Source organism: Halobacillus sp. H74 (assembly GCF_052246715.1).
Lineage (GTDB): Bacteria > Bacillota > Bacilli > Bacillales > Halobacillaceae > Halobacillus > Halobacillus litoralis_A.
This window is the reverse complement of sequence record NZ_JBQQCI010000008.1, coordinates 137,805-151,356: the sequence shown is the minus strand read 5'-3', so window position 1 is coordinate 151,356 and position 13,552 is coordinate 137,805. Positions and strand designations below refer to the sequence as shown.

Here is a 13,552-nt window from a genome sequence, read left to right as displayed (position 1 = left end):
ACTAAAAGAAATAGTCTTCGCCGTTCGGAATTGAATTCTAAATCTTACCTAACCAAAACCTATGGTAGCTACGTAGTTTGAAATGGCCTTGGATTATCTCGAAGTAGAGTCTTCAAGAAATGGGGGCAAACATGGAACAATGGTTTGTTCTCTTATCTAATTTTAAAAATATATGATAAATAATCCGATTATTTGAAAAACAAATAGATGACAGGAAAAAATTAAATTAAGGTAACGAAGCAGTTTAGCCAGTAATGTAATTGTTTGTATGGTGAAAAAGATTTAAGGGGATTAGCGTGGAAAAAACTTTAGTGAAAACCGCTATATATTCATTTATTTCTTCTTATTCATTGCTATTAGTCCTAATAGATAGAGTAAGAATGACAACAGATGTAAATGGAATGGTTTCTCTGGAGGAAACTTCTTATCCGGTTTTTTCTTTATGATTTTAAAATACTCTATAATTATTACATTCATCTTAGTCTTGAGTGTATTTTTGTTCAAAAAATTGTTCTCAAAATGATTTCCTATACAATGATCAAGGACTCCACTTATATATAGGTGGAGTCCTTGATCGGTTTGGTCATTTTCTACATTTTCTCACAAAATTGGTTAAAAACGTGAGAAAATTAAGACATTACAAATTGTAATACAATCCTTACTTAGTGTAAACATGCTTTAAAGGGTTAAAGATTAATTAAGGTTATCTCGATTTCAAGTCTTCATGAATTGGGGGCGATTGCTCGATAGAGTGCTATAAGTGAAAGCTCTCCCTTATAAGTTTCGTGTAAGTTTAATCTTATAGGTTGTGGTATTAAGGTAATTTTGAATTAATTGTAATTAATGAGGGGATAATGCTAGATACATTTTCTGATGTTTGGAGAGTTGGCAATGAAAGAACGTGTTAGTACTGGAATATTAATAACCTTATTGTTCTTAATTGTGTTTTACATAGGTCAACAATGGTTTATATATTCAATGTTGTTACTAGCCTTAGTTGGATATTATGAATTTACTACGATCATAAAAATCAAGAAATGGGGAAGGAAATGGTTCATAGGGTCCTTAGGAGTTGTCCTATTATTCATTCCTTTGTTTAACCCCTCCTATGAAGATATACATATAAAAGTAATACTTGCTCTGATCGTTTCTTTTCTTACAGCTACGATTTTAAGTGAAGAAATAGCTATAGAACAATTTTCTATTGAAAAGGCTGGAACCCTTTTAATTGGGGTGTTATATATTGGGTTCGGATTCCAGTTGTTAGTTCAAGCAAGATTAGAGGAAGGAATCATTTGGACATTCACTGTTTTAATTATTATTTGGTCGACGGATACGGGGGCTTATTTTGTTGGTAAAACACTGGGTAAAACAAAGCTTGCTCCCAATACTAGTCCAAATAAAACGGTTGAAGGTTCAGTGGGAGGAATAGTAGTTGCTTTATTAGTAGGACTTTTAATGCAATGGCAATGGGAGGTTTTCTCCAGCTATTTTATTTCCATTATCGTTATTATTTTCATATCCATGTTAGGACAACTAGGTGACTTAGCAGAGTCAGCATTAAAGCGTTACTTCCAGGTTAAAGATTCAGGAAAAATATTCCCTGGACATGGAGGAGTTTTAGATCGATTGGATAGCTGGATATTCGTATTTATAGGATTGAAGATTATCGGTATCATTTAGATACAGTAGATGGCGGTTGCTCAATAGAGCGCGATCGCCACATTTGCTTTTTCTGATTAAGGCTAAAGCATTAATGTCTTTTTGTTCTTTTACTAACGAATGTCTTTACTAAAAGTTTTTCTGAATATATCTCGAAACAGAGTCTTACGTAAACGGGGGGCAAAACTGTAGCAACAGGTTGAAAAGTAAATCATTAAATATTTGGAGAGTTAGATCTTAGGAAACAAAGAGGATCGAGTCGGATTGTATTTATTCTTTTCTATAATTTTATCTGTATTACTAGGTTGGTTATTGATGATGGCTGGACCATTATTAGGAGGGATTATTGCATTTGGAATAGTCGCTGGTTGTTTGTTTAGAGGCGTTTACCTTTTGAATAAGCTGGTAGTGGAGTTAGTTGGCAACTCTGGTGCTATTGCCAAACAAATGCCAGACAAATTTAGTGCTGACATGAGGCCTATGCCTGATCCAGATAGGGGTGGAAAAGCTAATAGCAATTCCCTTAATACTTGGGCATGGGTTGGCTTTGTCATCCTTGCTGTCGGTGGAGGATTCGTTCTTTACCGTAATAAATCTAGTGTAAATTAAGATTGATCTATATCTTCCCTTTGTTTTTTCAATATAAGTAGAGAGGAGGCAAATGCCCCCTCTCTTTTTGTGACACTTATATTAATTGGATTTTTATTTTAAAAACTGCCTTTTTACGATGTAGTTGTGGAATTAATACCGGAGTAGTTTTTAGTACTTTTTTAATCTCCATGCTCTATTATCTACGGTGTTAGAGTTTAGCTGTTGTACAAGGATCCGGGCATCTTGTTTGTCTGAAAATATCTTATCGTTGATGGTGTTCGCATCTTTACCAACCTTCTCTAAAGCATCCACAATAAATTGTATATTATTAACACCTTTGCGATAGGCTAAAGCGAGGTAAGGAATCGAAGCAAGAGAAAGACTGCCTTAAGGGGGCAGTCTTTATGTGGAGGTTCGCATCCATATGATATTATTTAGCCCTCAGAACTAATACTCTGCTTCAATTCATTCAGGCTGTCTATAGTAGGCTCCACTAATTCTTTCATTTTTTCTGCATCAGGTTCATCTTTTTTAGCTTCATTAATAAGTGGGTAAAGGCTTTTCTCTATTTTCTCATATTGATCCGGGAACTGTTCCTCGACTTTCTTTTCGATACTGTCCCAATCTTCTTCTAGGTTTTTCCCTTTTTCATTTAATGTGTTTACAGCAGCTGAGTCTTTTAAGCTGGAATCCAAAGCATCAACAGATGCAATGACCGTGTCAATGCCAGATGACAGATCGCTATCCACTTCTATATCACTGTTGCCATTTTCCTCGGAGGACCCTTCAGAACTATCTGCATTTCCACTAGTGGCTTCACTGTCCTGTTCACTTGTCTGCTCTGTAGAATCAGAGTTATCTTTAGAGTTGTCTTGACTGTCGGATGATCCGCAAGCTCCTAAAATAAAGCCAAGGGCCAGGATGATGCTAAACAGGTAATACTTTTTCATAGAAACGCCTCCTTACTTAAAATCGAATTCAAGGAAAGTGTTCCCAAAACATGCTAATTCAAACGAGGATATTTGAACTAAAGGTTTAAGTAGGACCTATGATTTACAACGTGATAGAAAGCCAGTATTCCTTGAGGTCTTTGTGACTCTGGTTACTATGAGGAAGGAAAAGGAGAAGTTGTTGAATTTGAACTTGATGATGGCCATTATGTAGTCGAGATAAAGGATGGAAAGACAAAAGACGAAGTGAAGATTAATGGTCAGACTGGAGAGGTTAGGAGAAATAATAGAGTTTAAGCAGACTGTCATTCAGTCTGCTTAAACAGGGGTCCAGACAGCAAAACACGAAAAACGTTCGTTAAGAGTTATGTTGCATTAGTTTTGTGGTTTAACAATTTAATTGTGTTGTGCAGGAGTGTTATTAACGCCGAAAACGTTATTTAATGCAACACAATTGTATATACCAGGAGGCCCTTCAACATGAATTATAACCAAAATGAAAAGATTGCTCAAATTACTTCTCAAACACTGGTTAGAGGAGTAGACATTGCAAAATTCAAGCATGTCGCGCGTGCTCAAAGATTTAAGACAGCAAACCACCAAAGGCTCCTTAGTGGTTTGCTGTCACTTTTTAATTAGTTTCCTTATTAACAATCTCTATACTCTTATTTATGAAGTCCAATATTAATTCTAGCTATATTGATGATACAAGTCGTTCATCAATCGATCTCCAAGTGATGAAAATAAAGGCTGAACAATGGTTAATAACTGACTTAATTATTACGGTAAGGGGAATTCTTGAAAAAACTAGTCCTTAGTGGGGGAATTTTCAAAGGGAAACGCCTTAACCTCTGATATGATAGGTTTTTTAACCTTGCAAATTAGTTTTGACTGGATTTTTTCAAATAATAGGGACTAGAAAAAGCCTCTAGTAGTTCAAGTTATCTATTGAGAGGCTTTTTAGGATAATAAGCATAAGTAGTCTATTCATCTAGTTTCATCAAAAAAGTGTGCATGAGAATTTCATGCACACTTCTTCTATGATTACTCTTCGTGATGATCGCACCTTACAGCGTCATTCATTTCTTCCTGAGTAGCCATCAATGGTGTTGTAGGCTCCAAGCAAGTAATGCTGCAGAAACAGTCAAGGTCTACTGTGATACAAACGCCTGTAGAACGAAGGTTTCTTACGCTGCTACCCGGGAAGTAGTCGCAAACACGATTCCCCTTTCCGGATGGACCAGGTTGCGATCCGCCTTGAGTAACTGGAATCAAAAGTTCAAGTTTGACACAGTCTTTCTTTCCATCTACGAATTTTTTCGCTTTGAAAATCGGTGATTCCAAACACTCTAGAGCAAAGTTTGGAGACATACCTAGTTGACGTCGAACTACTGAACTTCCGATAAAAGGCTTGCAATCTTTACAGTACAAAATGAATGGAACTGTAGTTGGGCCATTACCATTTCCTGTCGGTGAGAGCAATTCACGAATAGAACGCTCACAACTTACGTCACAGCAGTTGTCTCGGCTCGCCACCTCATCTTGTGCTTTAATGATTTCATCGAGGACTTCTCGTACGCAATTTCCTTTTCCTTTTGATTGACATGAACTCATTCATCATTTCTCCTCTATTTTTTTATTCCTTATCATTCTATGTTTTTTTATAACGGTTGATTGTATAGGAGTCTATTTTTTTTAGCGAACCTTCAAAGTTTCAAAAATAGACGAATGGTATAGGGGACTACCAACGCTTTCACCTTTTTATGCATATATTACCTATAATTATTATAGGTATAGATTCATGGTCAACCACACCATGGTAATTTCCCCTACGGTTGATGCCAGAAATAACTGGCATTTTTTTATGCCAAAAAACTCTTTTAAAGGAGAAAACTTTAATATATAGAGGGAGGAATAGTTAAAATGAGCCAAAAACCAATCAATGGATTATGAACAAATTGCGAAGTGATCAGTAATATGTGGAAGGTCTAATCGTTGGCAAGAAATAAATCATGCAGCCTACATTCCATGAAGACGCAACGATGTACGGATATAATTCCAATGGATTTCCCGTTAGTTCTATACAAAACTTATGGAATTTCCTAGATGAAGCAATTGGCGTACCGAAACTGAAATCAAGAATGCTGGGTGTGGAGGATACCATAGCTTCTCCACTTATAAGTCTGGAATGGTTTTTCATAATGCCTTATGAATAATATAAAGTAATCATTACGTATTTAGATCTATTACGCGAAAATCTCGAAACAAAATCTTCCAAATAAGGGCAGGATAGTGGAAGACTCAGGTTTGAGATAACAAGGATAGATGTACCAATTTTTTTATTTGAACGAATAAAAAATGAACGAGCAGGGAATTTTCATGTTTAATATTGTATAATTCAGAAAAGAAGGGCTGGATACTTTTAGGCTGCAGTAAAGACCAATTTTCAGATAAAACTAACGGGTTTTATTTATGAGGTTTTTGTTCTATAAGCATTCAGATTCACCAAGGGAGGGAGCATTATGGTATTAAAGTCTAAAAACAGGAAAGTTCACGTGTTTTTATTGTTTGTAACAGCATCTCTGGTATTTGCCTCTATTTCAGTACTTCCGTTGCAGACTAAAGTAAATGCAAAAGATAATGATGCTTACGCAGAGGTACACAGCAATCGAAAATTCAGTCAACTCGAAAGTAAGTTTGATGCTAGGATCGGTGTCTACGCCATCGACACTGGAACGGGGCGAACGGTCGCTTATCGACCTGATGAACGATTTGCTTACGCTTCTACATACAAGGCTCTCGCCGCAGGTGCAATCCTGCAGCAGAACTCAATTAGTGAACTCAACAAAGTCATCACCTATACGAGCAAAGACTTGGTCACGTATTCGCCCATCACAAAAATGCACGTAGATACCGGAATGACTCTAAGGGAACTGTGTGCAGCTGCCATCCGCTACAGTGATAACACCGCAGGGAACCTATTATTGCAAGAACTGGGCGGACCTGATGGATTCGAAAAAGCACTGAAGCAGATCGGCGATAATGTTACCCAACCTAGACGCTATGAGACGGACCTAAATGAAGCCATCCCCGGAGATATCCGTGACACAAGCACACCTAGAACACTTGCTACTGACCTCCAAGCTTTCACGATTAGCAACAACGTGCTCCCGAGTGAAAAACGTACAATCCTAATCAACTGGCTACGAACGAACACAACCGGAGACAAACTCATTCGTGCAGGCGTCCCCAAAATCTGGAAGGTCGGAGATAAGAGCGGTGCCGGAGGCTATGGAACCCGTAATGACATTGCCATTGTGTGGCCGCCCAACAGAGCTCCTATTGTCATGGCGATTCTATCCAGTCGAGATAAAAAGAATGTTTCCTATAATGATGCGCTTATAGCTAAAGCTGCTAAGGTTACAATCAAAGCGCTTAAGTGAATAACCGTAATGGAGTACCGCAACGCATAATCAGGTAGGAGTTATATTAAACATGAAAGGGAGAAATTTTATATGGAACAGCTTGAATTACAGTTGTTTGATTATAATGAATGGGCAAATAAACAAATTTTCAACCGACTAAAAGAGCTTCCAAAAAATGTTTATCGTCAAGAAATTCAAAGTGTATTTACATCGATATCTAACGTATTAGCTCATGTTTACCTTTCTGATCTTGGATGGTTAGAGGTTTTTTCTGGTAAAAGTATGAACTATGCATTAGAGTTGGCTGTCCAACAAAAAGGAGAAACAGAGTCAAAAGGAATAGATGAATTGGAAGCAATGTTTTTTAAGTTATCAGAAAGATACAAGTTGTTCCTTAGACAAAAGGGGAATTTAGCCAAACCTCTTGAAATTGAGAATCCATCCGGCGATTTAATGAAAACTAGTGTATCTGAGCTAGTGACTCATGTTGTGAATCATGGGACATATCACCGTGGAAATATTACAGCTATGTTAAGGCAAATGGGTTATGTTTCTGTTGGGACAGATTATGGTCTTTATTTGTTTTTAAGAGAAAGGGAGAATAGCTAAGACGACGTATCAAAAATGCTAAAGAAGTGGTTTAAAGTTTATAATCCAACAAAGGAAATACATAGTAAGCTCTAAAAACAGTTCCATAATCCGGCGCTTGAATGGAGCAATAAAAAGCCTTATTTTTTAACTTAATGCTGAGAAATTAGGCTATTAATATTAAAATTTCCTTAAAGTTGTAAATCTGCATTACCCTGACTTTACCCCTATTAGTGATGGGAAACTTTAATACGTAAGTTGTCTTGAATTCAAGTCTTCAAGTAATGGGGGCGATTGTTCAATATGGACGATCGCTTTTTCACTAACGAAGCAGGTTAGTTTAAGTAGGTCAGGGTTCTGCAGGAAAATTATACAAGAACACCACAGGGGAGAAATTAAATGATTAAAGAAATATATGAGTTTATAAGTGAAGCACAGTTAAAAAAGTATGCAGAACTTGCTGTACGAGCTGGTGTAAATCTGCAAAAAAATCAATTATTGATTATTCACAGTGATATACAAAATGCTGCTTTTGCACGTAATTCAAACGGTAGCCTACGAGGCAGGAGCTTCAAATGTATTTATAGATTGGACAGATGAACAATCTACTAAAGAATTTTTCTTAAATGCAGCAGATAGTGTCATCGATCACTTTCCTGATTGGCCGGCTGTTCGCTTTAAGGAGTGGGACGATGCCGATGCTGCTTACATCCATATTATTTCTGAAAATTTAGAGGTTTTTAAGGAGGTTCCTACAGAAAGGATAAATCGTTTCCAAAAAGCTTCTCGTACCAAACTGAGGGATTATCACGCGAAAATTAGATCCCACGAGGTACGCTGGTGTCTTCTAGCTGTGCCATGTGTTGAATGGGCAACTAAAGTATTCCCCAATCTAAGTAAAGAAGAAGCTTTACAATCTTTATGGAAATTAATATTAAAAGGGTCTCGGGCAGATGGGAAAAAGCCTATAAAAGATTGGGAGAGTCACAATAGAGCCTTCGAGTCTCGAAAAAAGAACCTAAACGAGGGCCAATTTGAATCCCTGCATTTTACAAACAGCCGAGGAACTGATTTATTAGTTGGTCTCCCTAAAAATCATCTTTATATCGGTGGGGGTGTCATTGATAAAAAGGGAATACCATTCTTTCCGAACATTCCTACGGAAGAAATATTTACTGCTCCTCATAAAAATAAGGTGAATGGCAAATTGGTAGGTACTAAACCTCTTATCTATGGGGGAAGTCTCATCGATGAATTTTATCTAATTTTTAAGGATGGACGGATTACCGACTATTATGCCGCAAAGGGACAGGAAGTGTTACAAAATCTCATCGAAACAGACGAAGGATCACATTATCTGGGTGAAATTGCCTTGGTCTCTAATAAATCTCCTCTTGCTGAAACAGATACTCTTTTTTACAATACCTTGTTTGATGAAAATACGTCCTGTCATATCGGAATCGGAAATGCATCTCCCTCCAATATTCAAAATGGCTTTGACAAATCTGAGGAAGAGTTGAAGGCAGCGGGTCTAAATACATCACTTTTGTCAGTCAATGTGACCTTTGGTACTGAAGATATGAAAGTAGTGGGCATTAAAGAAAGTGGAACTGTAGTCCTGCTAATGGATGATGGGGATTTCCAATTCTAATTGTCTGCAACTTAAAAACAGAAAAAAATGATTTCTGCTGGATTATACTTAGTGCTAGTTTTTTGTGAAAACAAACTTGGCAGCATTCCTGTAAAAAATGAAATCCAGACAAGTAATCGGAGCCATTATAGATTCTATTTTAGCTGAATTTGGCGATTCATCAACAGCACGTGTTTTAATTTGCGGTAGGCTGTGGTAACAGGTTCATCTTAAAGAGAGTAAGTGAATTTGAAGAACTCGAACTAAACAGATCGGCTTCTTTTTTGTGCAGGAAATTTATTTTCTGATGAAAGAATTTCTTAAGTAAAGAAAATTAATAATCATGAACAATGGTTAGCATCCTTGCTGAAAATTCGGATGAAAGCATTGAACTAACGAGCAGCTTAGTTCAAGTATATTAAAAGGAAAAGAGTGGATTGTAAAATGCTAACTGAAAAAGTTCATTTTGCCGTACCAACAGCTTTTTTTGAAGATGAATCTTTAAATGTTCAAGGAACAATAAGCCATATAAGAGACCTTTATAAACAAGGAGTGAAATCTGTTCTTGTCTCTGGAACTACTGGAGAACAGCATAGTCTAAATCTCCAAGAGAAAATTAAAATAATAAACGGATTAGAGCTGGAAGAAGAGCTCATTAGTAATATGGAAATTTTATTTGGTGTAGCTTCAATTAGACAGAAAGAGGCAGAGGAATTAGCCGAAAAGATTCGTCATACCAAAATTTCAGGTATCATGCTTGGGTATCCACCGTATGTTATACCGACGCAAGAAGAAGCATTGGTTTATACAGAGAGGATTATCCACCTTAGTAATAAACCTACAATTTTATATAACAATCCAAAAAGAACCGGATTTGATTTATCAGAAAAAAGTATTATTCAATTAAGTAAGATAGATTTAGTGGTTGGTATAAAAGATGCTGGCAATAAAGAAAAAGTTGAACGAATAAAAAAAGGTATGCATAGAAATATTTTGTGTTTTTATGCTGGTGGAGAAGTCGATTTAGAAGAAAAAGTATTACATGGATATGATCGCCTTTCCTCCATTGCTGGGAATGTTTTTCCGATTGAAATTAGTCGATGGTTCCAAAAAATGCTTATGAAGCAAATAGTAAGTAAACAAGAAAGCGAAAAAATAGAAAATATTATGGAACAAGTTTATCAAGGAAACGCTATTGTGAATCTGAAAAAACACATTAATCATAAGGAGATTCCAATGGGGGTTTGCAGGAGTCCAATAGGAAATATTTAATTAGGTGGTATATTTCAGCCCCATTACTAAGGTTTTACCTCTACTAATAATACGGGGGTATTACAGTATTGATTCTGAAAAAATTTACAGGAAAAGAGGTTGAAAATCATTTTTAGACTGATCTGCATAAGCATAATTAAAGAAAGAGATCCTGTTTAAGTAAGACTTGGTTTTGAGATATATTGGAAGGAAAGAAGGATTTTAGTGTCGCTCATCTTTAACGAGTAGTCATTACAGCGGTAAAATCTTTTACAAATGCATCGTAGTTGAATGATATCGCGATATGATCAGTATTTTCTGTAATCTGTTCGCTTGATTTTGTTCTAAAGTCTGCTACACTTTCTCCTTTTGTATTGGCAAAATCAATGGATACAGAAGCTTGACGATTCACATACTGGACTTGTTCTGGATTGACTAAAGCAAATACTGTAAAAACATCATGCAAAGGACTACCTGCCAGGCTATGATCCAGTTTTTGATAAGCAGTGGTGTAATAATCAAAAATTGGTTTTATAAGATGCGTAAAAGCATTAAAAGGCTGAGAGGTGATTTTCAGAATGGTTTCAGGTGTAATTATTGCGTAATTCGTAACGTTTAATGGAGTGATGAAGATATTTCTCAACTTGTTTAAGACGAGGTTGGCAGCTATCGCATCACCATGAAAGTTAGCTTCCGCAACAGGTGTTACGTTGCCTGGTACTAAAAACGCGCCGCCCATAGAATAAAATGCTCTTACTTTTCTTAAATATTCTCCTCCGCCCAATAAAAAAGCAATTGCTAAAGACGTAGATCTACCTACATCTACAACAACTAGATTATACGCGTAGTTATCAATGATTTTAAATATCTCATCAAAATTTACTACCTCACGTTGCACAGTCTCTGGAGGATGTATTGGACCCAAACCCTCTTCACCATGGATTTCCGGATAAAATACAGCTATTTCACCACTAAGGGGACTTCTTGCTCCGGCGATGATGGGAATATCATCCCTTCCGGCGAGCTTTAAGAGGTACGCTACATTCTGTGTTGCCTGTTGTTGAGAGACGTTACCATAACTTGAAACGATACCAACCACATTTATTTTGGGGTTTAAAAGGGCATACATTATTGCTAATGAATCATCAATTCCTGGGTCGCAGAACATTAGGACATTATTCATGTAACTACCTCCTATAAATATAGACAAGTTATTTTATGAGTGAGATTGAAATGAAATTACAACGGATACTTTTAATAATGAGCGCGTCTATTCTCTCGTATTTGAAGATGCCTATCCACATTTTTACATACATATAGTCGCACGTTATCCAATTACAGCTGAACAATACTTCATCTATATGGAGAAATGGATTATCTGAGTGACTCATGTCATTTCCATATCTCTGTCGATACGATCTCTTTGGTCATAAATGTGTTGGTTCGTAATTTAGGTTCGGTGAACATCAACCGGCTCGTACGATCGTACCAACAAATAAATTACATAATTGATGCAATCGCGTATAAAAATTTTTTGGATCGAGCATATAAAAAATATCTAAGGGGTTGATGTAGGATGGAACAATACATTTGTAATGATTGCGGAAAAAAGTATGCTATTACGCCTGTTATATGGAAATGTACGTGTGACGGTGTATTAAATTTGATAAAACATACTCCTAAAATAAATGTGGCATCTTGGACCCACTATCCTAACTCATTATGGCGTTACTTAGAAACCATGCCATTCAAAAAGAATCAAAGACATGGAAATCCATAACAATGGGAGAAGGTCAAACCCCTTTAATTGTGCTAGATACTCATGAACCTAATACGTATGTAAAAGTTGATTATATGATGCCTACTTTATCCTTTAAAGACAGAGGAGCTGCAGTACTAATGACGAAGGCGAAAGAATTGGGGGTCTCAAAAGTTATTGCGGATAGTAGTGGGAATGCTGGGACGGCCATTGCAGCCTACGCTGCACGTTGCAATATTGCTTGCGACATTTATTTAAGTGATGAAACGTCTCCCAAAAAAATCGCTCAAGTAAAAGCTCATGGTGCCACGATCAAGCAAATTCAGGGGTCACGGGAAGATATTGCAGAAGCTGCCCAACAAGCGGTAAAAGAAGAAGAAGTTTTTTACGCAAGTCATGTGTATAATCCCTACTTTTATGAAGGAACGAAAACGTATGCTTACGAAATTTACGAGGAGTTGAATGGTACACCCGATACATTAATTATTCCTGTTGGCAACGGTACACTTCTACTTGGTGCATTCTATGGGTTTAAAGAGTTATTTGCCAATGGCTTAATCGATAAAATGCCGAAAATTATTGCCATACAAGCAGTAAACTGTTCCCCGCTAGTAGAGGCTTTTAACAATGGGGATTTATCAGCCCATCCTGTTAGGAATAAAGGCACTTTAGCAGAAGGGATAGCTATAGCAGCACCAGCACGTTCTCCGCAAATTTTAGAGGCTATACGCGAAACTAATGGTGATTTTATAACCATAGGAGAAGATGAAATTCTGAGAGCCCGCGCGAAACTTAGTGATAAAGGTTTTTATGTTGAAGTGACCACAGCCGCTAACTATGCTGGCTATTTAAAATATAAGAAAGAACCAGAAGAAAAAATTATTGTACCTCTTTGTGGCGCAGGAATTAAATCGAAATAAATGCTTTCATATCCAAAGAAAGGGGTCGAAAAAACCTTTATTTATGTTCAGCTCATGAACTAATGTCTTTCTGTTCACCAAATTTTATTCTGGTATTCCCACTATTGCTCTGGTTAAATTGGAAGGAGGAGTGAACCATCGCTCATTTGAATTCGTAATAAAAGAGAAAAGGAGTAGGACAATGAAATATATATCCATGTTTTGTTTACTTATGGTACTTGCACTGCCAATGGCGGTAGAGGCGCACACACACCTTGAAAGCTCCCAGCCTGAATCAGGAGGTACGTTAACATCAGAAAAACCTCATGTCACACTGACTTTCGATTCCAATGTCCAGGAGCCTACATCTCTGATGGTTACAGATGGAGATGGGGAAGAGTTCGAAATAGATAGCTATACCCATTCCCCTGATAACGTCATAGAATTCAGTATTCCTGAAGAAGTGGGTAGTGGGGACATTGAGGTCTTTTACAGCATCATCGGTGAGGACGGGCACGTCATGGAAAATCAGTTGACCTATAATTATACAGTAGAGGAAGAGGCATCGGCACCTGAAGAGGACACAGAAACGGAGGCAGCTGAAACGACTTCAGATGATGCTGAAAACGCGGAAGGAGACGAGTCCGCAGAACAGCAAGTTGCAGGGTCTGACCAAGGGAATGGATCGAATGTCTGGATTGTACCTGTGCTTGGGTTCGGGATTTTAATTACTGCAGTACTTATATTCCTGGGGATCAGGAAAAAATCATGATTCATGCATTAACGAATGGAGGTCT

Annotated in this window: 10 protein-coding genes and 2 pseudogenes; 9 read left to right on the top strand and 3 right to left on the bottom strand. The window is 37.2% G+C overall.

Annotation, left to right across the window (positions count from 1 at the left end; all coding sequences use genetic code 11):
• The first annotated feature begins 891 nt into the window (after nucleotides 1–891).
• Together ACTWPX_RS17550 and ACTWPX_RS17545 are read left to right on the top strand one after the other, a co-directional pair.
• Entirely contained in the window at nucleotides 892–1,683 is a 792-nt protein-coding gene (locus ACTWPX_RS17550) for a phosphatidate cytidylyltransferase (protein ID WP_443120854.1), read from the top strand.
• A 243-nt stretch (nucleotides 1,684–1,926) separates the two neighbouring features.
• The gene (locus ACTWPX_RS17545; protein ID WP_443120853.1) at nucleotides 1,927–2,271 is read left to right on the top strand and encodes a hypothetical protein; all 345 of its coding nucleotides are present in this window, start codon (nucleotides 1,927–1,929) and stop codon (nucleotides 2,269–2,271) included.
• A 416-nt stretch (nucleotides 2,272–2,687) separates the two neighbouring features.
• Here the strand turns inward: ACTWPX_RS17545 and ACTWPX_RS17540 are convergent, their stop codons facing one another.
• Nucleotides 2,688–3,203 carry a hypothetical protein gene (locus ACTWPX_RS17540; RefSeq protein ID WP_443120852.1) on the bottom strand — a complete coding sequence of 172 codons (516 nt, stop codon included), beginning with the start codon at nucleotides 3,201–3,203 and terminating at the stop codon, nucleotides 2,688–2,690.
• Nucleotides 3,204–3,683: 480 nt separating this feature from the next.
• On the opposite strand from ACTWPX_RS17540, the gene ACTWPX_RS17535 reads away from it, so the two are divergent.
• Entirely contained in the window at nucleotides 3,684–3,842 is a 159-nt protein-coding gene (locus ACTWPX_RS17535; RefSeq protein ID WP_443120861.1) for a hypothetical protein, read from the top strand.
• Between the two features lie 405 nt (nucleotides 3,843–4,247).
• On the opposite strand, the gene ACTWPX_RS17530 is transcribed toward ACTWPX_RS17535, so the two are convergent.
• Nucleotides 4,248–4,817 carry a CotY/CotZ family spore coat protein gene (locus tag ACTWPX_RS17530; protein WP_443120851.1) on the bottom strand — a complete coding sequence of 190 codons (570 nt, stop codon included), beginning with the start codon at nucleotides 4,815–4,817 and terminating at the stop codon, nucleotides 4,248–4,250.
• A gap of 908 nt (nucleotides 4,818–5,725) precedes the next feature.
• Here ACTWPX_RS17530 and bla point away from each other — a divergent pair.
• The 4 genes and pseudogenes from bla (at nucleotide 5,726) to ACTWPX_RS17510 (ending at nucleotide 10,118) form a co-directional block, all read left to right on the top strand.
• Nucleotides 5,726–6,646, top strand: a complete 921-nt coding sequence (bla, locus tag ACTWPX_RS17525) for a class A beta-lactamase (RefSeq protein WP_443120850.1) — start codon at nucleotides 5,726–5,728, stop codon at nucleotides 6,644–6,646.
• A gap of 72 nt (nucleotides 6,647–6,718) precedes the next feature.
• Entirely contained in the window at nucleotides 6,719–7,237 is a 519-nt protein-coding gene (locus tag ACTWPX_RS17520; protein ID WP_443120849.1) for a DinB family protein, read from the top strand.
• Between the two features lie 378 nt (nucleotides 7,238–7,615).
• Nucleotides 7,616–8,867: pseudogene (locus ACTWPX_RS17515) on the top strand (aminopeptidase).
• Between the two features lie 423 nt (nucleotides 8,868–9,290).
• A complete protein-coding gene (locus ACTWPX_RS17510) occupies nucleotides 9,291–10,118 on the top strand; it encodes a dihydrodipicolinate synthase family protein (RefSeq protein WP_443120848.1) in 828 nt (275 codons plus the stop codon).
• A 217-nt stretch (nucleotides 10,119–10,335) separates the two neighbouring features.
• Here ACTWPX_RS17510 and ACTWPX_RS17505 read toward each other — a convergent pair whose 3' ends face one another.
• Nucleotides 10,336–11,280, bottom strand: a complete 945-nt coding sequence (locus tag ACTWPX_RS17505) for a nucleoside hydrolase (RefSeq protein ID WP_443120847.1) — start codon at nucleotides 11,278–11,280, stop codon at nucleotides 10,336–10,338.
• 393 nt (nucleotides 11,281–11,673) lie between these two features.
• On the opposite strand from ACTWPX_RS17505, the pseudogene ACTWPX_RS17500 reads away from it, so the two are divergent.
• Nucleotides 11,674–12,776, top strand: a pseudogene (locus tag ACTWPX_RS17500) (threonine synthase).
• A 181-nt stretch (nucleotides 12,777–12,957) separates the two neighbouring features.
• Nucleotides 12,958–13,527 (top strand): copper resistance CopC family protein, encoded by a 570-nt coding sequence (locus ACTWPX_RS17495; RefSeq protein WP_443120846.1) that lies wholly within the window; start codon nucleotides 12,958–12,960, stop codon nucleotides 13,525–13,527.
• The last annotated feature ends 25 nt before the right edge of the window (nucleotides 13,528–13,552 follow it).